Annotated in this window: 21 protein-coding genes and 1 tRNA gene; 16 read left to right on the top strand and 6 right to left on the bottom strand. The window is 72.9% G+C overall.

Annotated features, from left to right (window positions below; genetic code table 11):
* Window positions 1-127 precede the first annotated feature (127 nt).
* Complete coding sequence (gene mfd, locus J3P36_RS07865; RefSeq protein ID WP_210506934.1) at window positions 128-3,694, top strand: transcription-repair coupling factor; 3,567 nt, start codon at window positions 128-130, stop codon at window positions 3,692-3,694.
* On the opposite strand, the gene nhaA is transcribed toward mfd, so the two are convergent.
* On the bottom strand, window positions 3,627-4,799 hold the full coding sequence (nhaA, locus tag J3P36_RS07860) for a Na+/H+ antiporter NhaA (RefSeq protein ID WP_210506932.1): 1,173 nt from the start codon (window positions 4,797-4,799) through the stop codon (window positions 3,627-3,629). The genes mfd and nhaA overlap by 68 nt on opposite strands.
* 107 nt (window positions 4,800-4,906) lie before the next feature.
* On the opposite strand from nhaA, the gene J3P36_RS07855 reads away from it, so the two are divergent.
* The 5 genes from J3P36_RS07855 to J3P36_RS07835 all read left to right on the top strand — a co-directional run bounded on the left by J3P36_RS07855 (window position 4,907) and on the right by J3P36_RS07835 (window position 8,277).
* On the top strand, window positions 4,907-5,707 hold the full coding sequence (locus J3P36_RS07855) for an alpha/beta fold hydrolase (RefSeq protein ID WP_210507813.1): 801 nt from the start codon (window positions 4,907-4,909) through the stop codon (window positions 5,705-5,707).
* On the top strand, window positions 5,700-6,269 hold the full coding sequence (locus J3P36_RS16770) for a TetR/AcrR family transcriptional regulator (RefSeq protein WP_210506930.1): 570 nt from the start codon (window positions 5,700-5,702) through the stop codon (window positions 6,267-6,269). The genes J3P36_RS07855 and J3P36_RS16770 overlap by 8 nt, the downstream gene beginning before the upstream one ends.
* Before the next feature lie 9 nt (window positions 6,270-6,278).
* Entirely contained in the window at window positions 6,279-6,773 is a 495-nt protein-coding gene (locus J3P36_RS07845) for a GNAT family N-acetyltransferase (protein WP_307806996.1), read from the top strand.
* Between the two features lie 75 nt (window positions 6,774-6,848).
* Window positions 6,849-7,607: a GNAT family N-acetyltransferase gene (locus tag J3P36_RS07840; RefSeq protein WP_210506928.1), complete on the top strand. Its 759-nt coding sequence runs from the start codon at window positions 6,849-6,851 to the stop codon at window positions 7,605-7,607.
* Between the two features lie 37 nt (window positions 7,608-7,644).
* Window positions 7,645-8,277, top strand: coding sequence for a MazG family protein (locus tag J3P36_RS07835; RefSeq protein WP_307806995.1), 633 nt, complete (start codon window positions 7,645-7,647; stop codon window positions 8,275-8,277).
* A 76-nt stretch (window positions 8,278-8,353) separates the two neighbouring features.
* Here J3P36_RS07835 and J3P36_RS07830 read toward each other — a convergent pair whose 3' ends face one another.
* Window positions 8,354-9,397, bottom strand: coding sequence for an ABC transporter permease (locus tag J3P36_RS07830; RefSeq protein WP_210506926.1), 1,044 nt, complete (start codon window positions 9,395-9,397; stop codon window positions 8,354-8,356).
* Complete coding sequence (locus tag J3P36_RS07825; RefSeq protein WP_210506924.1) at window positions 9,394-10,374, bottom strand: ABC transporter ATP-binding protein; 981 nt, start codon at window positions 10,372-10,374, stop codon at window positions 9,394-9,396. Before J3P36_RS07825 ends, J3P36_RS07830 begins: the two co-directional genes overlap by 4 nt.
* A 138-nt stretch (window positions 10,375-10,512) precedes the next feature.
* Here J3P36_RS07825 and hisS point away from each other — a divergent pair, with 138 nt between their 5' ends.
* Complete coding sequence (hisS, locus tag J3P36_RS07820) at window positions 10,513-11,757, top strand: histidine--tRNA ligase (RefSeq protein WP_210506922.1); 1,245 nt, start codon at window positions 10,513-10,515, stop codon at window positions 11,755-11,757.
* Window positions 11,757-12,155, top strand: a complete 399-nt coding sequence (locus tag J3P36_RS07815; RefSeq protein WP_210506920.1) for an ACT domain-containing protein — start codon at window positions 11,757-11,759, stop codon at window positions 12,153-12,155. The genes hisS and J3P36_RS07815 overlap by 1 nt, the downstream gene beginning before the upstream one ends.
* 28 nt (window positions 12,156-12,183) lie before the next feature.
* On the opposite strand, the gene J3P36_RS07810 is transcribed toward J3P36_RS07815, so the two are convergent.
* Entirely contained in the window at window positions 12,184-12,345 is a 162-nt protein-coding gene (locus tag J3P36_RS07810) for a hypothetical protein (RefSeq protein ID WP_210506918.1), read from the bottom strand.
* 64 nt (window positions 12,346-12,409) lie between these two features.
* Window positions 12,410-12,817 carry an MmcQ/YjbR family DNA-binding protein gene (locus tag J3P36_RS07805; protein ID WP_246854469.1) on the bottom strand — a complete coding sequence of 136 codons (408 nt, stop codon included), beginning with the start codon at window positions 12,815-12,817 and terminating at the stop codon, window positions 12,410-12,412.
* Window positions 12,818-12,912: 95 nt separating this feature from the next.
* Between J3P36_RS07805 and eno the strand changes: the two genes are divergently transcribed.
* The 3 genes from eno to J3P36_RS07790 are packed head-to-tail and all read left to right on the top strand — an operon-like array spanning window position 12,913 to window position 15,220.
* Complete coding sequence (gene eno / locus J3P36_RS07800) at window positions 12,913-14,193, top strand: phosphopyruvate hydratase (RefSeq protein WP_210506916.1); 1,281 nt, start codon at window positions 12,913-12,915, stop codon at window positions 14,191-14,193.
* Window positions 14,194-14,210: 17 nt separating this feature from the next.
* On the top strand, window positions 14,211-14,693 hold the full coding sequence (locus J3P36_RS07795) for a septum formation initiator family protein (protein WP_210506914.1): 483 nt from the start codon (window positions 14,211-14,213) through the stop codon (window positions 14,691-14,693).
* On the top strand, window positions 14,690-15,220 hold the full coding sequence (locus J3P36_RS07790) for a DUF501 domain-containing protein (protein ID WP_210506912.1): 531 nt from the start codon (window positions 14,690-14,692) through the stop codon (window positions 15,218-15,220). Before J3P36_RS07795 ends, J3P36_RS07790 begins: the two co-directional genes overlap by 4 nt.
* Here the strand turns inward: J3P36_RS07790 and J3P36_RS07785 are convergent, their stop codons facing one another.
* Entirely contained in the window at window positions 15,221-15,790 is a 570-nt protein-coding gene (locus J3P36_RS07785; protein ID WP_210506911.1) for a GNAT family N-acetyltransferase, read from the bottom strand.
* A gap of 89 nt (window positions 15,791-15,879) precedes the next feature.
* On the opposite strand from J3P36_RS07785, the gene J3P36_RS07780 reads away from it, so the two are divergent.
* The 5 genes from J3P36_RS07780 to J3P36_RS07760 all read left to right on the top strand — a co-directional run bounded on the left by J3P36_RS07780 (window position 15,880) and on the right by J3P36_RS07760 (window position 20,417).
* On the top strand, window positions 15,880-17,139 hold the full coding sequence (locus tag J3P36_RS07780) for a S8 family serine peptidase (RefSeq protein WP_307806994.1): 1,260 nt from the start codon (window positions 15,880-15,882) through the stop codon (window positions 17,137-17,139).
* Between the two features lie 52 nt (window positions 17,140-17,191).
* A complete protein-coding gene (locus tag J3P36_RS07775; protein WP_210506907.1) occupies window positions 17,192-18,640 on the top strand; it encodes an NAD(P)/FAD-dependent oxidoreductase in 1,449 nt (482 codons plus the stop codon).
* A 5-nt stretch (window positions 18,641-18,645) separates the two neighbouring features.
* Window positions 18,646-18,719: transfer RNA gene (locus J3P36_RS07770), tRNA-Leu, on the top strand.
* A 220-nt stretch (window positions 18,720-18,939) separates the two neighbouring features.
* Window positions 18,940-19,506, top strand: coding sequence for a LemA family protein (locus J3P36_RS07765; RefSeq protein WP_210506905.1), 567 nt, complete (start codon window positions 18,940-18,942; stop codon window positions 19,504-19,506).
* A 29-nt stretch (window positions 19,507-19,535) separates the two neighbouring features.
* Window positions 19,536-20,417 carry a M48 family metalloprotease gene (locus J3P36_RS07760; protein WP_210506903.1) on the top strand — a complete coding sequence of 294 codons (882 nt, stop codon included), beginning with the start codon at window positions 19,536-19,538 and terminating at the stop codon, window positions 20,415-20,417.
* Window positions 20,418-20,429 lie beyond the last annotated feature (12 nt).

Raw genomic sequence — 20,429 nt, 5'->3', positions numbered from 1 at the left:
GCCACTTTCCGCCCCTATTCCGCCTGAGTGAGGGCGAGAAGTGGCAATTCGGCGGCGGAGGGCCGGGTTGCGTCAGCCCTCGGCGGACACCGCGTCCCTGCGAGGGCGCGCCGGTAGAATCGCGTGAGTGACTCTCTCCGGGCTCACCCATGCCCTCACCCGCGCCGACTCGTTCTCCGGCGCCCTGCGCTACGCCGCCCGTGAGGCGGACTTCTCCGCCACGGCCGGGCTGCAGCCTGCGCTGATCGCCGCGCTCCTCGACGCCCGGCGCCAGGCGGGCGATCCGGCGGCCCTCTTCGCGATCACACCGACCGGCCGCGAGGCCGAGGCGCTCCGCACCGCCCTCGGCTGCCTGCTGCCGGAGGCCGAGATCCTCGCCTTCCCCGCCTGGGAGACCCTCCCGCACGAGCGGCTCAGCCCGAGCGCCGAGACGGTCGGCCAGCGCATCCACGCCCTCCGCCGGATGCGCGCGTGGGACGGCTCCCGGCCCCTCGTCGTCGTGGGCGCCGTCCGCGCCGCCCTCCAGCCGCTCGCCTCCGACCTCGCCGACCTCGAGCCGATCGTCCTCACTCTCGGCGGCCGCGGCGCGGGCCTCACCGAGCTGGCCCAGCGCCTCCCGCAGCTCGCCTACGCCCGCGTGGACATGGTCACCCGCCGCGGCGAGTTCGCCGTCCGCGGCGGCATCCTCGACGTCTTCCCGCCCACCGCCGAGCACCCCGTGCGCGTCGACTTCTTCGGCGACGAGGTGGACGCGATGCGCCTCTTCTCCGTCGCCGACCAGCGCTCCCTCCCCGACGAGGTGCGCGAGGTCGAGCTGCCCGCGAGCCGCGAGCTGCTGCTCGGACCCGCGGTGCGCCAGCGCGCCGCCGAGATGCAGCACGAGTTCCCGAGCCTCGCCGGAATGCTCGCGAAGCTCGCCGAGGGCATCCCCGTCGAGGGCATGGAGTCGCTGACCCCGGCCCTCGTCGACGAGCTCGTCCCCGTCACCGCCTACCTGCCCGCCGGCGCGGCGGTCGCCGTCGTCTCGCCGGAGCGGGTCGCGAGCCGCGCCGTGGACCTCGCCGAGACGAACCGCGAGTTCCTGACCGCCGCGTGGAGCGCGGCGACCGCGGGCGCGCAGGCGCCGATCGACCTCGCCGCCGGTGACTTCCTCACCCTGAACCAGCTGCACGCCACGGCGGACGGCCGCCCCTGGTGGACGTTCACCTCGTTCGAGTCGGGCCCCGAGGACGACGCCGCCGCCGTCGAGGAGGCCGCCTACGTGCGCGTCCGCGGGGAGGCGGTGCCGGTCGCCCAGGGCGGCACGGCCCTCGACCACGTCGCCGCACTGCTCTCCGCCGGCTGGTCGCTCGCGGTCGCCGCTGCCGGGCCCGGTCTCCTCGAGCGCAGCCGAGATGTGCTCGCCGAGCGCGAGCTCGCCGGTCGGATGGCCGACGAGTTCCCGGAGAAGCCGGAGCCCGGCGTCGCCTACCTGATCCAGGGCGCGATCGACCTCGGCTTCGAGCAGGCCGAGGCGAAGATCGCGCTGATCACGGAGCGCGAGTTCTTCGGCCGGGCCGCCGGCTACGACTCCCGTCAGGTGAAGAAGCTCGCGAGCCGCCGCAAGAACGTCGTCGACCCGCTGCAGCTGAAGCCCGGCGACTACGTCGTGCACGAGACCCACGGCATCGGCAGGTTCGTCGAGCTCGTCTCCCGCGAGGTGAGCACGGGCGGCCGCAACGCGGTCAAGACGAGCCGCGAGTTCCTGCAGCTCGAGTACGCGCCGTCGAAGCGCGGCTACCCGGGCGACAAGCTCTACGTGCCCACCGACCAGCTCGACCTGCTCACCCGCTACGTGGGCGGCGAGGCCCCGCAGCTGTCGAAGATGGGCGGCTCCGACTGGGCCGCCGCGAAGGGCAAGGCCCGCAAGGCGGTCCGCGACATCGCCGTGGAGCTCGTCAAGCTCTACTCCGCGCGCATGGCGTCGAAGGGCCACGCGTTCGCCCCCGACACCCCCTGGCAGCGCGAGCTCGAGGAGGCGTTCCCGTTCGCGGAGACGCCGGACCAGCTGACCACCATCGACGAGGTGAAGGCGGACATGGAGCGGCCCATCCCGATGGACCGCCTCATCGCGGGCGACGTCGGCTTCGGCAAGACCGAGGTCGCCATCCGAGCCGCGTTCAAGGCCGTGCAGGACGGCAAGCAGGTCGCGGTCCTCGTGCCGACGACGCTCCTCGTCCGCCAGCACCTCGAGACGTTCTCCGAGCGCTTCGCCGGCTTCCCCGTCAACCTGCGGCCGCTCAGCCGCTTCCAGACGGAGAAGGAGGTCAAGGAGACGCTCAAGGGCGTCACCGACGGCAGCGTCGACATCGTCATCGGAACCCACCGGATCCTCACCGACAGCCTCGTGTTCAAGGATCTCGGCCTCGTCATCATCGACGAGGAGCAGCGGTTCGGCGTCGAGCACAAGGACGCCCTCACCAAGCTGAAGACCAACGTCGACATCCTCGCGATGAGTGCGACCCCGATCCCGCGCACGCTCGAGATGGCGGTGACCGGCATCCGGGAGATGTCGACTCTCGCCACCCCGCCCGAGGACCGGCACCCCATCCTCACCTTCGTCGGCCCCTACTCGGACAAGCAGGTCGGTGCCGCGATCCGGCGCGAGCTGCTGCGCGAGGGCCAGATCTTCTACGTGCACAACCGGGTGTCGAGCATCAACAGGGTCGCGGCCCAGCTGGCCGAGCTCGTCCCCGAGGCGCGCATCGCGGTCGCCCACGGCAAGATGAACGAGCAGGCGCTCGAGCAGGTGATCGTCGACTTCTGGGAGCGGAAGTTCGACGTGCTGGTGTCGACGACGATCATCGAGACCGGCCTCGACATCCCGAACGCGAACACGCTCATCATCGACCGGGCCGACAAGTACGGCCTCAGCCAGCTGCACCAGCTGCGCGGCCGCGTCGGCCGCGGCCGGGAGCGCGCGTACGCGTACTTCCTCTGGGACGAGACGAGGCCGCTGTCCGAGACGGCGCACGACCGCCTCTCCACGATCGCGGCGAACAACGACCTCGGCTCCGGCATGCAGGTCGCGCTCAAGGACCTCGAGATCCGCGGCGCCGGCAACCTGCTCGGCGGCGAGCAGTCCGGACACATCGCGGGCGTCGGCTTCGACCTCTACCTCCGCATGATCGGCGAGGCGGTGAGCGCCTTCCGCGGCGAGGTCGCCGAGGGCCAGACCGAGCTGCGGCTCGAGCTGCCCGTCGACGCGCGCATCCCCGAGTCCTACGTCGACAGCGAGCGCCTGCGCCTCGAGGCGTACCAGAAGCTCTCGGCGGCGAGCGGTCCGAACGCCGCGGACGACGCCCTCGACCTCGTGCTGGAGGAGCTGACCGACCGCTACGGCGAGCCGCCCGTCGAGGTCGTCAACCTGCTCGCCGTCTCCCGGCTGCGGCGCCTGGCCCAGAAGGCCGGGCTCAGCGAGGTCGTGGTGCTGGGCGGCAACCTCCGCATCGCCCCGGCCGAGCTGGCCGACTCGCGGCAGGTGCGCCTCAAGCGCCTCTACCCGCGCGCGCGGATGCTCGCCCAGGGCGGCGTCATCCTCGTGCCGCTGCCCGAGGTGGACGGGCGGACCCCCGCCGACGACGAGCTCATACGATGGGCGGGGGACCTTCTGAACGCTCTCTTCGCGCAGGAGCCCGCCGCGACGCCGCGCTGACCACGAGCGCCGACACCACGATCGCGACGGCGGACCCGAGCAGCACAGCGAGCGTCCCCTCGTCGGAGACCTCCTCGCTCCGGGCGAAGGCGAGCTCGTTCATGAGCAGCGACACGGTGAAGCCGATGCCGCCGAGCGTCGCGACGATCAGGATCTCGCCGCGCTCCAGCACCCGGCTGCCGCGGCGGCGCGCGATCACGACCGCGATCGCGCCGGCCAGGGTGATCCCCAGCAGCTTGCCGACCGGCAGGCCGACGAGGATCCCCCAGAAGGGCGGGGAGAGCTCGGCGAGGCTCACCTGAGGGATGGCGACGAGCGCCGCCGAGAACGCGAACAGCGGCAGGATGACGCCGTTCGACCACGGCTCGATGGCGTGGTGCGCGCGGTGCGCGGGCTTGGGGCTCATCACGAGCCCCAGTGCCACGCCGGCGATCGTCGCGTGGATGCCGGACTCGTAGACGAAGTACCAGGTGATCAGGGCGACGACGACCATGGCGATCGCGACGGGGACCCGGACCGGGCGCGACGCCAGGCGGCTCAGCAGCCCGAAGGCGGCGACGGCGATGACGGCACCGATGAGCAGCACGAAGTCGGGCTCGTGCGCGAAGAACACCGCGATGATGAGGATCGCGATGAGGTCGTCGAGGATCGCGAGCGCGAGCAGGAACGCCCGCACTCGGGACGGCAGGCGGGGACCGAAGATCGCGAGCACCCCGAGGGCGAACGCGATGTCGGTGGCCGTCGGGATCGGCCAGCCCTCCGCATAGCCGCTGCGGCCCGCGAAGGCGAGGTAGAGCGCCGCGGGGACGAGAACGCCGCCCAGGGCGGCGATCGCGGGGACCAGCGCCTTGGCCGGGGATGCGAGCTCGCCCTTCGTCACCTCGTGCCGCAGCTCGATCGCGACGAGGAAGAAGAACACGGCGAGCAGGCCGTCGCTGATCCAGTGCCCGATCGAGAGGTCGAGGCCGAGCGCGGGGATCGGCAGATGCGCGTCTCTCGCCCCGAGCAGGGCTCCGCCGAACGGCAGATTGGCGAGCAGCAGCGCGAGCGCGGCGGCGCCCAGGAGGAGGGCGGCGGCGTAGCGCTCGGAGCGGAAGATGTGCACGGAGGCTCCCGAAGGGTCGGTGGCGTGGTGCCGACCAGACTTCCCGGCTCTCCTCCTGCCACCCTAGCCGGTTGACAGGTGCGGCTAATAGCATTAGCTTGGTGGCTATGAACGTTAGCTTCGTCGGCGCCGCTGGGCGGCGCATCGCGTACGAGGTCACCGGCGAGGGCCCCCTCGTCGTGGCCGTGCCCGGAATGGGCGAACTCCGCAGCTCCTTCCGCTTCCTCGCCGCCGACCTAGCGGCCGCCGGCTTCCGCGTCGCCGCCATGGACCTCCGCGGCCACGGCGACAGCGACGACGGCTTCGACTCCTTCGACGACCAGGCGGCGGCCGCCGACGTGCTCGCCCTCATCGGTGAGCTCGGGGGCCCGGCGCTCCTCGTCGGCAACTCGATGGGCGCCGGCGCCGCCGTTCTCGCGGCCGCCGAGCGCCCCGACGCCGTGGCGGGCCTCGTCCTGCTCGCCCCCTTCGTCCGCAACCCGCCGGGTTCCGCACTGGGGTCGGCAGCGCTCCGCCTCGCTCTGCTGCGGCCGTGGGGGCCGGCGGTGTGGGGCGCCTACCACCGCTCGCTCTACCCGGGCGCGGTGCCCGCCGACTTCGCCGAGCATCGGGAGGCGATGAGCCGCAGCCTCGCCCGGCACTGGCGGTCCTTCCAGCGCACCACGCGCACGAGCCACGAGCCGGCCGAGCGGCGCATCGCGGAGGTGCAGGCTCCGGCCCTCGTCGTCATGGGCACAGCCGACCGCGACTGGAAGGATCCGGCCGCCGAGGCCGCCTGGATCGGGCAGCGGCTGTCGGCGGAGGTGCTGCTCGTCGAGGGCTCCGGGCACTACCCGATGGTCGACGCGCCGGAGCAGGTCGGGCCGGCCGTGGTGCGCTTCGCCCGGGCGGTGACCCGGCGTGCCTAGGGCGGGACTCACTCCCGCGATCGTCGTCGAACGAGGGCTCGACCTCGCCGACGAGGGCGGGCTCGAGCGGCTCACGCTCGCGGCGCTCGCCGCACGCCTCGGCGTCGCGCTGCCGAGCCTCTACAAGCACGTCGGCGGACTCGACGACCTCCGCCGCCGGATGGCCGTCGCCGCCACCGCCGAGCTCGCGCGGCGCCTCGGCGAGGCGGTCGCGGGACGCTCCGGCCTCGACGCCCTCACGGCGATGGCGGAGGCCTACCGGCGATACGCGGTCGAGCATCCGGGCGGGTATCCGCTCACCCAGGTCGCCCCGGCTGCCGGCGACGCGGAGCACGAGGCCGAGGCGGAGCGGGCGGCCTCCGCGGTGTTCGCCGCCCTCCGCGGGTACGGCCTCGAGGGCGACGACGCGATCGACGCCACTCGCGCCCTTCGCGCCGCCCTGCACGGCTTCGTGCTGCTCGAGGCGGGCGGCGGCTTCGGATTGAGCCGTCCCCCGGGCGCGTCGTTCGAGCGGATGATCGCCGGCTTCGACGCGGCGTTCGCCGCCTGGCGGGCCGGATAGGGTCGATCGGTGCCCACGGTCCACCTGCGCCCCCTCCGCCCCACCGACTACGGCCGCGTCGTCGAGCTCAACAACGCCGCCTTCCCCGCCGTGCCGAACGCGGACGTCGCCGAGCTGACGCGCCTCGCCGGCTACACGAGCCTCGCGCTCGTCGCCGAGCACGAGGGGGCGATCGTCGGCTTCCTGCTCGCGCTCGACCCGGGCGCGGACTACGAGAGCGAGAACTACCGGTTCTTCGCCGAGCGCGGGCCGTCGCTCTACATCGACCGCATCGTCGTCGACGGGCACATCCGCGGCGCCGGCATCGGCCGCGCGCTCTACGACGCGGTGTTCGCGAAGGCGAAGGCGGACGGCCGTCCCGAGGTGACCTGCGAGGTCAACCTGCAGCCGCCGAACCCGCAGTCCCTCGCATTCCACGAGCGGATGGGCTTCTCCCGCGTCGGCGAGCAGCACACCAAGGGCGGCGCCTACACGGTCGCCCTCCTCGCCGCGCCCGTGAAGTGACCCGCCCGGTTCTGCGGCAACTCGGCGTCGAGTCGCCGCAGAAGTGGGCGGCTCGGCGAGGGGACGCGGAAGTGCATGTCCTCTGAGGTCGTCGACGCGGGCCTTGCGCGCGCGCTGCAGGAGCGGGCGGCGCGGGCGCAGCCGGCCGAGCACGTCGAGCGGGTCGGGGACTGGTGGCTGCGGCACACCGGCGGGCCGTCCTGGTGGACGGGCACCGTCCTCGCGCACGGCGAGGCGTCCGAGGGGGAGCTGATCCGGCGGATCGACGCCGCGGAGCGCTTCTACGCCCGCTTCGATGCCGCGACGGCGTTCCAGCTCACGCCCGGCGTCTGCGCCGCCGCGCTCGACGGACTGCTCGCGGAGCGCGGCTACGAGCTCGGCGCGCCGCTCCACCTGCTCACGGCGCCCGCCGATCGCCTCCGCGCGGGCGACGCCGGTCGCGTCCGCCTCGACACCGCGCCGACGCCGGATTGGCTGGACACCTGGCACGCCGTGAACGGTGGGGACCGGATCGCTGAGGCCGCCATGCTGGCGCGGGTCGATCTTCCGACCGCCTACGCCACCGCGCTCCCGGCTGGGGAAGCGGTCGCCGTCGGGCGCGCCGTCCTCGACGACGGCTGGGCCGGCGTCTTCGGCATGGCGACCCTGCCCGGGGAGCGCCGGACGGGGTCGGCGCGCGCCGTCCTCCGAGCTCTCGCCGACTGGGCCGCGCAGAGGGGCGCTCAGGGGCTCTACCTGCAGGTCGAGGGCGACAACGCGCCCGCCCGCGCCCTGTACGCAAGGGCGGGCTTCACGGAGGCGGCGCGCTACTCCTACCGTTCGCGGCGGCGCTGACGGCGACCGGCGCCGAGAGGCGGGGGAGGATGGGGGAGTGACCGCCCTCGACGACCTCGTCTCCGTCATGTCCCGGCTGCGTGCCGAGTGCGCCTGGGATCGCGAGCAGACCCACCGCTCGCTCGTGCCCTACCTGCTCGAGGAGAGCGCCGAGCTCGTCGACGCCATCGAGACCGACGACGTGCCCGGCATGCGCGAGGAGCTCGGCGACGTGCTCTACCAGGTGCTCTTCCACGCCGACATCGCCGCCGCCGAGGAGGGCTTCGACATCCAGGACGTCGCCGCCGCGACCGCCGAGAAGATGAAGCGCCGGCATCCGCACGTGTTCGGCGACTCCGCCGCGTCGACGCCGGACGAGATCCGCGAGCAGTGGCTCGAGGTCAAGGCGCGCGAGAAGGCGTCCCGGACGAGCGTGCTCGACGGCATCCCGCGCGGCATGTCCGCCCTCGCGCTCGCCGACAAGCTCCTCGGCCGCGCCGAGCAGGTCGGCGTCGTGGAGGCGGGGGAGGCGGCCGCCGTCCCGTTCGAGTCGGAGGACGAGCTCGGCCCGCTCCTGCTCGCGCTCGTGCTGTCCGCCCGCGCTCGCGGACTCGACGCCGAGCGGGCACTGCGCACCACGCTCCGCGGCCTCGAGGACGAGATCCGCGCCGGGGAGCCCGCCGCCTCCTGACCGCTCGCGCGGGCCCTGCGGACGACTCGCGACGGTCTGCGGGGTGTGCAGCTGTCCGCGCGACCCGCGCCGCGCGCTAGGCGATGCGGCTGCCGCGGGCCAGGCGCCGAGCCGGGGTGCGCGTCGCGGACCAGCCGGCCGCCAGCAGGCCGCCCGCCAGCAGGGCGTGGAGGCCCAGCCCGACGAACCAGCCCGGGACGGTGCGCTCGATGATCTCCTGGGCGGTGGGGGAGGGCGGGAACTCGCCGGCGCAGTCGTCGTACTCGACGTCGAGGTCCGGCGGGATCTGCGCCTGTCGCACCCCCGTCTTGAGGAAGCCGAACAGGTCGACGGGGTTCCCGTCGTCGTCGAAGGCCGTGGGCACGGCGTCGGCGAGGACGACGTAGGGGTTCGCGACGAGCACGCCCCAGTAGGGGTCGAAGCGCGGGATCGTGTAGGTGTCCTCCTGCACGGCGCTGCAGACGGGATCGCCGTCCTCGTCGATCGACTCGGCGTAGCGGTAGGTGCTCGTCACCGTGCTCTGCGTGGCGAGCCCCGCGAGGGTGAAGAGGATGAGCGTGCCGATGCTCAGCGCCGCCACGACGAGGTAGGTGACGACGATCGAGAACAGCGGCCGCGCGAGCAGCCCGGACAGGCCGACGCCGATCGCCGCCACCACGCCGAGCTCCACGGCGAGCACGACGATCGACACGAGCGCAGTGTCCGCCCGGACCCCGCCGAGCAGCACGGCGCCGAGAAGGAAGGGAACGCTCGCGGCGAGGAACGCGAGCGCCGAAACCCAGGCCGCCACGAACTTGCCGACCACCAGCTGACCGGTGCTGATCTGGGTGACCTGTGTCGTCGCGAGCGTTCCGTCGGTCCGGTCGCCGTTGATCGCGTTGCCGCTGAGGGCGGGCGTCACCAGCGTGCCGAGCAGCAGCACGAAGTAGATGATCGTCGACAGCACTCCGCTGCCGGCGTCACCGCCGGCGAAGGTGCCGAGCGACAGGCTCAGCAGCAGCGTGACGATGCCGATGAGCAGCACGTAGACGCCGAGCAGGATGTACCAGCCGCGCGCGCGGACCCGCTGCCGGAGCTCGAGGGCGAGGACGGTGCCGACGCCGGAGAGGAAGCGGCTCACGACTCGCTCCCGATCTCGGGCTGAGCGCCGGCGTCGCGGGTGAGGTCGAGGAAGGTGTGCTCGAGCTCGCCGACCGCGGGAGTGAAGACCGCCACCGGCACGCCCTCGCCGACCAGCCGGGTGAGCAGCCCCGCGGCGTCGGTCTCGGAGCGGACGCCCACGAGCGTGCCGAGGTGGTCGCGCCGAGCCGGCACGCCGAGGCGGGTGAGCGCAGCCTCGAGGGCGGCGGCGTCGAGCGCTCGGATGCGCCAGTCCCGCAGGCTGGTCCGAGCCCGGCGGATGCGCTCCGCGCTGACAGTGGTGCCCGCGTCGAGGTAGACGGCCGCATCCGCCATCTCCTCGAGCTCGGCGAGCACGTGACTCGAGACGAGGACGCTGCGCCCCTCGTCGGCGAAGCGGCGGACGAGCGTGCGCAGCTCGACGCGGGCCGCGGGATCGAGGCCGCTCGCCGGCTCGTCGAGGAGGAGGACGCGCGGGTCGTGCACGAGCGACCGGGCGAGGCTGAGCCGCTGCTTCTGGCCGCGGGAGAGCACCCGCGTGGGCTGGTCGGCGAGCGCCTCGAGGCCAACCAGGGCGACGAGCTCGTCCGCCCGGCGCCGGGCGCGCTCGCGCGGCATGCCGTGCAGGCGGCCGGTCAGCTCGAGGGTGACTCGCACGGTCAGGCTCGCCCACGAGCCGAGGATGTCCGGCATCCAGCCCATCGCCGCCCGCACCGCCCGCGGATCGGTCACCGGGTCGGAGCCGGCGATCAGGATCCGTCCCGCGTCGGGCCGCAGCAGCGACGCGAGCATCAGCAGCAGCGTCGTCTTGCCCGAGCCGTTGGGGCCGACGAGCGCGGTGACGGATCCGTACGGGACGGTCAGCGTCGCGTCACGGACGGCGTGGACCTTGCCGAAGCTGCGGGCGACCCCGGCGACGACGATGCCGGCTGACGCCGCGCCCTCGGCGGGGCCGGCTGCGGCTGCGTCCGTGGTCACGGCGTCACGCTAGCGGTCCGCCGGGGAGCGCGCGGCACCGCGTTCGCGGCGCGCCGCGGGGCTGCGGCGGTCTGCGGGGTGCAGTCGTCCGCACGACCCGCGCGAGGGCGCGTTCCGGCGGGATGGAAGAATCGGACGGTGGCTTCCCCCGTCAATCCGCCGCGCGGCATGCGCGACTTCCTCCCCGTCGAGAAGGCCCGCCGCGAGCGCGCGCTGGGCGTCATCAAGCGCGTCTACGCCCAGCACGGGTTCGACGAGATCGAGACGCCGGCCCTCGAGGACATCGCCCGCCTGCACTCGGGCGTGGGCGGGGACAACGAGAAGCTCGCGTACAGCGTCCTGAAGCGCGGACTCACCGCCGAGGACCTGACGGAGGCCGCCACCGCCTCGGATCCGCTGCGCCTCGCGGACCTCGGCCTCCGCTACGACCTGACCGTGCCGCTCGCCCGCTACTACGCGTCGCACCGGGCGGAGCTGCCGACCGTGTTCCGGTCGCTGCAGACCGGGCCGGTCTGGCGCGCGGAGCGCCCGCAGAAGGGCCGCTACCGCCAGTTCGTGCAGTGCGACATCGACATCCTCGGCGAGCCCGGTCCCCTCGCCGAGCTCGAGCTCATCACCGCCACCACCGCCGCGCTCGACGCCCTCGGCCTCACCGGGAGCAGCGTCCGCATCAACGACCGGCGCATCCTCAGCCGGCTTCTCGCCTCGTGGGGCATCCCGGAGCACTTCGGCGAGCGGGCCCTCATCACGATCGACAAGCTCGACAAGGTCGGCGTCGACGGCGTCGTCTCCGAGCTGGCCGACCTCGGCGTTCCGACCGACGGCATCGCGGACTCGCTCCGGCTGATCGAGTCGGCCGGCTGGAGCCTCCTCGACGGCGCCACGCCGGAGTGGCTCGACGTCCCCGCCTACGAGCACCTGCTCGCGCTCCGCGCCGCCGTCCCGTCCGCCGAGCTGGTGTTCGACCCCACGCTCGTGCGCGGGATGGGCTACTACACGGGAACGATCTTCGAGATCGCGCACCCCGGCTCGGGCAGCTCGGTCGCGGGCGGGGGCCGGTACGACGGCATGATCGGCCGATTCCTCGGCGCCGAGGTGCCCGCCGTCGGCTTCTCCATCGGCTTCGAGCGCATCCTCGATCTCCTGCCCGACGACGCCGGCTCGGTCGCCGGCGGCGTCGTGCTCGTGCACGGGGCCGACGTGCCGCCGGATCGGCTTCTCGCGGCCAAGCGCGAGCTGCTCGCCGCGGCGCCCCGGGTGCGCCTGGAGCGCCGCCCCCGCAACCTCAAGGGCCTGCTCGACACCGTCGCGGCGACCGGGTACACGTCGTTCGCGACCCTCGACGCCGAGGGGAACCTCGGCGAGCAGCGCCCGATCGGCTGATGGCGGGCATCACCGACCTCGACGAGCTGCTGAACTCCCTCGAGCCGGTGCGCCATCCCGACCCGCACGTGCTCGTCACGGTGCGCGAGCCGGCGCCCGAGGACCTCGCCGCCGCCACGGCGGTGATCCGTGAGGCCGAGGGCGTCACGCTCGTGCTGACGCAGCCGGAGGCCGACCGGCGCCGGCTCGCCGGGGCCTTCACGGGCGCCTGGATCACCCTCACGGTGCACTCGTCCCTCGAGGCGGTCGGCATGGCGGCCGCGGTGAGCGCCGCGCTCGCCGGCGCCGGCATCCCCTGCAACATGTTCGCCGGCTACCACCACGACCACCTGCTCGTCCCCCTCGACCGGGCGGACGACGCGCTGGGCGCCCTGCGCGGGCTCTCGCAGCGGGGCTGACGCAGAGGGGCCCGGCGGCCCCGGCCGCTCAGCGCGCGCGACGGCGCCGGACGGTGACGACGAGGGCGGGCACGACCACGACCGCCGCGAACCCGAGGACGAAGAGCGGGGGCGCGCCCACCGCGTGCAGCAGGACGATCCCCGCCACCGCCATCAGCAGAGCCAGCATGAGCAGGGGGGATCGGCGCATCCTTCCCATCCTCGCGGCTCCCGGCCGGCATCCCGTTCAGGCGGAGCAGGGCCGGAGAGCTGCGCTACTCGCGCTCGGTGGCGGGGGAGTCGAGCAGGGCGACCAGCCGCCGGGGCGCGGTGTTGCGGTAGGACTCGTCGACGAGCTCGGCCACCTCCTGCCAGTCGACCGGCGCGGCGCGGAAGTCGAGCCCGCGCCAGCCCTTCGGCCCCAGGTAGCCGGGCACGTATAACCGCGGATCCTGGTCGAGCGCCCGCCGCGTGTTCTCCTCCGGCAGGAACAGGATGCTCGCCGGGAGATCGCGCTTCTCGGGGCCGCTCGTGCCACCGCCGTAGATCGCGAACGCCGTCGTGACGCGGAACCAGGGCCGGCCGAACGAGATCGTCTCCCGCGCCTCGGGCAGCGTCAGGCAGATGCGGCGCACCTCCGCGAGGCCGAAGTCGTCCTCGCCGTACATCAGCGGGTGGGCCATCAGCGCCTCCCTCGGCCGCGGCGCCCGGGGCGCCGTCACTAGACTGCTGTGTCGGGCGGGCGACCGCCAGAGAAACCGACTTGAAGGAGCGCACCGTGGCCAGCATCGACGCCGTTGGAGCCCGCGAGATCCTCGACTCCCGGGGCAACCCGACCGTCGAGGTCGAGGTCCTGCTGGAGGACGGCACCGTCTCCCGCGCCGCCGTCCCGTCGGGAGCGTCGACCGGCGCCTTCGAGGCGTACGAGCTGCGTGACGGCGACAAGGGCCGCTACCTCGGCAAGGGCGTGCAGAAGGCCGTCGAGGGCGTCCTCGATGAGATCGGCCCCGCCATCGAGGGGCTCGACGCCACCGACCAGCGCCTCGTGGACGCGACCCTGATCGAGCTCGACGGCACCGAGAACAAGCAGCGCCTCGGCGCGAACGCCATGCTCGGCGTCAGCCTCGCCGTCGCGAAGGCCGCCGCGGACTCCTCCGACCTGCCGCTCTTCCGCTACCTGGGCGGCCCGAACGCGCACATCCTGCCCGTGCCGCAGCTCAACGTCATCAACGGCGGCGCGCACGCCGACACCGCGCTCGACATCCAGGAGTTCTTCCTCGTGCCGCTCGGCGCCGAGACCTTCTCGGAGGGCCTCCGCTGGGGCGTCGAGACCTACCACGCGCTGAAGAGCGAGCTGAAGTCGCAGGGCCTCGCCACCGGCCTCGGCGACGAGGGCGGCTTCGCCCCCGAGCTGCCGAGCAACCGGCACGCGCTCGACCTGCTGCTCGGCGCCATCGAGAAGGCCGGCTACACGCCCGGCACGCAGATCGCGCTCGGCCTCGACGTCGCGAGCACCGAGTTCTTCGAGGGCGGCTCGTACCGCTTCGAGGGCAAGCAGCTGTCCTCCGCCGAGATGACCGCCTACTTCGTCGACCTCGTCGCGAACTACCCGCTCGTCACCATCGAGGACCCGCTGGCCGAGGACGACTGGGAGGGCTACGCCGCCCTCACCGCCGAGCTCGGCTCGAAGGTGCAGATCGTCGGCGACGACCTCTTCGTCACCAACCCGACCCGCCTCGCCCGCGGCATCGGCGAGCGCGTCGGCAACTCGATCCTCGTCAAGGTGAACCAGATCGGCACGCTGACCGAGACGCTCGACGCCGTCTCCCTCGCGCACCGCAACGGCTACTCCGCGATCCTGTCGCACCGCTCCGGCGAGACCGAGGACACCACCATCTCGCACCTCGCCGTCGCGACGAACGCCGGTCAGATCAAGACCGGTGCGCCTGCCCGCAGCGAGCGGGTCGCGAAATACAATGAGCTGCTGAGGATCGAGGAGGAGCTGGACACGCAGGCGGTCTACGCCGGGCGCTCCGCCTTCCCGCGCTACACCGCCTGAGGCGAGAAGGGGGATCGATGCCCCAGCGCTCGAAGCCCCGCGTCGTGGTCCCGCCCGCTCTTCCCCGGGAGAGCGCGGCGGAGTCCTGGCTCCGCGGCATCCGGCTGTCCGGGTTCTCGATCCTCGTGCTCGCGCTCGTCGTGCTGTCGATCGTGGTCCTGGCGCCGAGCCTCCGGATGCTCATCGAGCAGCGCCAGGAGATCGCGCAGCTCGAGGCGAGCCTCGAGCAGCAGCGGCAGACGGTCGAGGACCTGCAGGAGCAGCGCGCCCGCTGGGACGATCCCGCCTACATCAAGGCGCAGGCCCGCGACCGCCTGTTCTACGTGATGCCGGGCGAGTACCCGTACCTGATCATCGACGACGTCGCCGCCGGCGAGGCCGTCGACCCGGAGCCGGCGAGCACCGGCATCGAGGAGACGAAGGTCGACTGGGCATCGTCCCTGCTGTCGTCGTACTTCGCGGCGGGGCTCAGCGACGCCCCGGTGGGGGGCCAGGGATGACCCGGCCGCCGTTCCCGGCGCCGGAGCCGATCGACATCGAGCTGGTGTCCGAGCAGCTCGGCCGGCCCGCCCGCGACGTGCTCGGCATCGCCGCGCGCACGGCGTCCGGCACGCCGACCGTGGTCGCGACCGCGCCGCGGCTGTCGGACGGCACGCCGTTCCCGACCCTCTACTACCTCAGCCACCCGGGCGCCACGGCCGCGATCTCGCAGCTCGAGGCCGACGGGCTGATGCGCGAGCTCAACGAGCGGCTCGAGCAGGACGAGGACCTCCGCGACCGCTACCGCGCGGCGCACGAGGCGTACCTCGCCGACCGCGACAGCATCCAGGTGGTCCCGGAGCTGGCGGGCATCAGCGCCGGCGGCATGCCGAACCGCGTGAAATGCCTGCACGCCCTCGCCGCGCACTCCCTCGCGGCCGGTCCAGGAGTGAACCCGATCGGGGATCTCGCCCTCGAGCTCGCCGACTGGAGCCCGGACGACGGCCGCGCCGGCGACCCGGCCACGGGGGACCGGCGGCCCGCCTGATCAGTCGCCCTCGGGCGGCGCCTCCTCGGCCACGGCGGCTCCCGCCAGCCGACCGTACACGGCCACGTCCTGCCGCTCGTCGCCGACCACCGCGGCGCTGCGGAGCACCCCCTCGAGAGTGAAGCCGGCCCGCTCCGCGACCGCTCGCGCCCGCTCGTTCGACGCGGACGTGCGGATCTCGATCCGCGCGAGCTCCAGCGTGCTGAAGCCGTAGGCGACCACGGCCGACACCGCGCGCGTGACGGCCCCGCGTCCCTCCACAGCGGCGTCGACCCAGTAGGCGAGGGTCGCGGTGCCCATCTCGCGGTCGATCCGGAGGCCGACGGCCCCGATCGGCACCTCCAGGTAGCGGATGGCGAGAGGGAGCGCGCGGCCCTCCATCCACTCCTCCAGCTGCGCCCGCGTGTGCGCACGGTCGGCGTCGAGGGACGTCTCCTCCGCCGCCCACGGCTCGATGAGTCGCAGGCGAGGACGGTTGCGCCGGATGCGGTCGTGCAGAGCGTCGACGGTGTGGAGGTCGCGCAGGACGAGGTCGTAGCCGTCGCCCATGTCGAAGAACGGGAAGCTCATGCCGCCATCCTGGCCACCGCGCGGCTTCGTGAACAGTGCGCCCCGCGAGGCGGGAGCCGCCACCGGTGCGAGGAGGGGAGGATGGAGGCGTGAGACGAGGCCCCCGCGCGCTCGCGGCCGCCGTCTGCGCCGCGGCGCTCCTGCTCGCGGCGCCGCTGCCCGCGCACGCCGACACGGTGCGCGACCTCGAGTACTGGCTCGACGACTACGGCATCAGCGACGCCTGGTCGACCACGCGCGGCGCCGGCGTGACGGTCGCGGTCATCGACTCCGGGATCGCGGACGTGCCCGAGCTCGAGGGGGCGGTCGTCGGCGGCATCGACGTGTCCGGAGCCGGCAGCCCGGACGGCCGCACCCCCGTCGGCAACGGGAAGGAGCACGGGACCCTCGTCGGCACGATCCTCGCCGGACGGGGCACGGCGCCCGGCGCCGGGATGATCGGCGTCGCCCCGGAGGCGAAGCTGCTCTCCGTCTCGGTCGGCTTCGGCGCCGGCCTCGAGGTGGAGGACCAGATCGCGCAGGCGGTCCGCTGGTCCGTCGACAATGGCGCCGACGTCATCAACATGTCGCTCACCACGAACACGCTCGACTGGCCGGAGAGCTGGGACGACGCGTTCCTCTACGCGTTCGAGAAGGACGTGGTGGTCGTCGCCGCCGCCGGGAACCGCGGGTCGGGCACCACCGAGGTGGGCGCCCCGGCCACCATCCCGGGCGTCGTCGCGGTCGCCGGGGTCGACCGGGAGGGCGACGCGAGCTTCGACGCGTCCAGTCAGGGCATCACGATCGCCGTCGCCGCGCCCTCGGAGGAGCTCGTCGGCGTCGTGCCGGAGGGCGACCCCGTGTACTGGTCGGGCACGAGCGGCGCCGCTCCCATCGTCTCGGGCGTCGTCGCTCTCATCCGGTCCGCGCATCCGGAGCTGGACGCGAACAACGTGATCAACCGGCTGATCCGCACCGCGACGCCGAAGGGCGATCCCGTGCCGGGGCCGATCTACGGCCACGGCCTGATCGATGCGGAGGCGGCCGTCACCGCCGAGGTGCCCGCCGTCGACGCGAACCCCCTCGCCGTGCCCTACGACCTGAAGAAGTGGGTCGAGCTCTACCGGCAGGCGAAGACGCCGATGCCCGAGCCATCGGAGACGGCCGGAGCGGCGCCCGCCCCCGCCGAGCCGCAGGGCCCGCGCGACCCCGTCGAACTGCTGCCCGAGTGGCTGCGGCAGGCGCTGCCCCGCACATCGCTCCTCTCCGAGGCGGTGCTCCCGGCGGGGCTGTTCACCGGATTCGGCCTCCTGCTGGCGGGCGGGGTCGTCGGCACGGTGCGGGCGGCGAGGCGGGCGGAACGCAGGTAGTACCCTTGGACAGTTCCTGTAGGGGTGAACAGAACCAAGGAGAAGCAGGCCGGTGCCCAGAATCCTCATTGTCGGCGGCGGCTACGCCGGCTTCTACACCGCGTGGAAGCTCGAGAAGCAGCTCGCCAAGGGCGAGGCGGAGATCGTGGTCGTCGACCCGCTGCCGTACCTCACCTACCAGCCCTTCCTGCCCGAGGTCGTCGGCGGCAACGTCGAGCCCCGCCACGCGATCGTCGCCCAGCGCAAGCACCTGAAGCGCAGCACGGTCATCACCGCTCGGGTCACCCAGATCAACCACGCGGCGCGCACCGCCACGATCACCCCCGAGGTCGGCGACCCGTGGGACATCACCTACGACGTCATCGTCGTCACCGCCGGCTCGGTGAGCCGCACCTTCCCCATCCCGGGCGTCGCCGACCAGGCGATCGGCCTGAAGGCGATCGAGGAGGCCGTCGAGATCCGCAACCGGATCATGACCAACTTCGACAAGGCCGCGACCCTTCCTCCGGGGCCGGAGCGCCAGCGTCTCCTCACCTTCGTCGTCGTCGGCGGCGGCTTCGCCGGCATCGAGGTCTTCGCCGAGATGCGCTCCCTCGCCAGCGCGCTGCTGAAGTTCTACCCGCAGCTGACCTTCGAGGACACGAGCTTCCACCTGATCGAGGCCATGGGCCGGATCATGCCGGAGGTCTCGCTGAAGACCAGCCACAAGGTGCTGAAGAACCTCGCGGAGCGCGGCGCGTACGTGCACCTCGACACCCAGCTCCAGTCGGCCGAGGGCGGCGTCTGCCAGCTCTCCACCGGTGAGACCCTCGAGTCGGACGTCATCGTCTGGACCGCCGGCGTCATGGCGAGCCCGATGCTGAAGAACACCGACCTGCCCGTCGAGCAGCGCGGCCGACTCCGCGTCCGCGCCGACCTCCGGGTCGAGGGCGACGACGGCATCGTCGAGGGCGCCTGGGGCGCCGGCGACGTGTCGGCCGTCCCGGACCTCACGGGTGGCGGCGTCGGCGGCTTCTGCGTGCCGAACGCCCAGCACGCGGTCCGCCAGGGCAAGCAGCTCGCGAAGAACATCGCGGCGGTCCTCCGCGGCGAGGAGCCGCGGGACTACTACCACCAGAACCTCGGCGCCGTCGCAGGCCTCGGGCCCGGCCACGGTGCGTTCCAGTCCGGCAAGATCGGCCTGACCGGTCCGATCGCCTGGCTGATGCACCGCGGCTACCACGGTCTCGCCATCCCGACGTGGGAGCGCAAGATCCGCGTCATCGGCAACTGGGTGTTCGGGTTCGTGCTCGGCCGCGACATCGCGCCGATCGAGAACCTCGACAACCCCCGCGCGTTCTTCGAGGCGTTCGCCTCCCGCCCGAAGCCTGCGGCCGACGCCGCCGCGCCCGGGCCGGTCGCGCAGGAGTCGAAGATCGCGAAGGACACGTCGAAGGACAAGCTGCCCGGTGCGGAGGGCGTGTCGGCGCCGGTCTACGCGACGCCGAACCAGGGCAAGTAGCGTCCGCCCCCGTAGCCCAACCGGCAGAGGCAGACGACTTAAAATCGTCCGAGTGTGGGTTCGAACCCCACCGGGGGTACGCAGAAAGCGATCGTCCGCAGGACGGTCGCTTTCTGCATCCACCGAGTGCTCCCTGAAGCACCGAGTGCACCCGGTGCAACGGGCGCACTCGGTGCTGCGAGGCGCACTCGGTGGATCGCACCGCGCCTCATCGCCGGGGTTGCGGGCCCGCCGCGCACTGGCCGCGCGGCCCCTGAGAGTCGGGGGCCGCAGAAGTGAGCGTCGCTATAGTGACGCTCATGGAAATCCTGATCCCGATTCTCATCGTGGTCGCGCTCGTCCTCATCGTCGGCATCTACCTCTGGGCCACCTACAACTCGCTGGTGAGCCTCGGGGTGCGGGTCGACGAGGCGTGGAGCGACATCACGGTGCAGCTGAAACGTCGGGCCGACCTGATCCCCAACCTCATCCAGTCGGTGAAGGGATACGCGGCTCACGAGCGCGGGGTCTTCGAGGATGTGACGCGTGCGCGGGCGGAGACGCTGAGCGCATCGACGCCGGGCGAGGCGTCCGCCGCCGAGAACCACATGCAGGCCGCGCTGAAGAGCATCTTCGCCGTGGCGGAGGCGTATCCGCAGCTGCAGGCGAGCCAGAACTTCCTCCAGCTGCAGAGCGAGCTGGTCGACACCGAGGACAAGATCCAGGCGTCGCGCCGCTTCTTCAACGGCGGCGTCCGCGAGCTGAACACGAAGATCAAGATCTTCCCGAACAACCTGTTCGCGCGCTCCCTCGGGTTCCGCGAGCGCGAGTTCTTCGAGGTGACCGAGCCGGCGGCGATCGCAGAGCCGCCGCGGGTCCAGTTCTGACCCCGCAGCGTCGCGGCCGGTAGGTCGTCGTGTACCGAGCGATCGCGCGCAACAAGCGCAACACGGTCCTGATCCTGCTGTTCTTCGTCCTGCTCATCGGCGGACTCGGCCTGCTCGCGAACTACGCCTACGGGCGGCCGGGCGACTACTCCATCACGGTGTTCGTCGTGGTCGGCGCCCTCCTGTTCGCCGCCTTCCAGTACTTCCTCGCCGACCGGCAGGCCATCGCGATGAGCGGAGCGATCGGGCCGATCCAGAAGGCGGACGAGCCGCGCCTGTACCGGATCGTCGAGAACCTCTCGATCGCGACCGGCACGCCGATGCCGAAGGTCTACATCGTGCCGGACCCCGCGCCGAACGCGTTCGCCACCGGCCGGGATCCGCAGCACGCCGTGGTCGCCGCGACGACCGGCCTGCTGGAGCTGCTCGACGACGACGAGCTCGAGGGCGTCATGGCACACGAGCTGGGGCACGTCCGCAACTACGACATCCGCGTCTCGCTCGTCGTCTACGGGCTCGTCGTCGCGGTCGGCATCCTCTCCGACATCCTGCTGCGGATGGCGTTCTTCGGCCGTGGCCGCAACTCGAACCCGATCGTGCTCGTCTTCGGGCTGGTCGCGATGATCGTCGCGCCGCTCGTCGCGACCCTCGTGCAGATGGCGATCTCCCGCCAGCGCGAGTACCTCGCCGACGCCACCGGCGCCCTGACCACCCGCCACCCGGACGCCCTCGCCAACGCGCTCGAGAAGCTCGAGGCGTACGGGAGGCCGCTGCGCCGCCAGAACTCGTCGATGGCCCACCTCTGGATCGCCGACCCGCTCAAGCCCGGCGCCCTGGAGCGCCTGTTCAGCACGCACCCGCCGATCGCGGAGCGCGTGGCCCGCCTCGAGCGGATGGGCGGCAGCTTCTAGCGGCGAAACGCG

The sequence above is a fragment of the Naasia sp. SYSU D00057 genome, from assembly GCF_017916505.1.
GTDB lineage: Bacteria > Actinomycetota > Actinomycetes > Actinomycetales > Microbacteriaceae > Naasia.
Note: the sequence above shows the minus strand (reverse complement) of the source record. Positions and strands in the feature narration are given on the sequence as shown.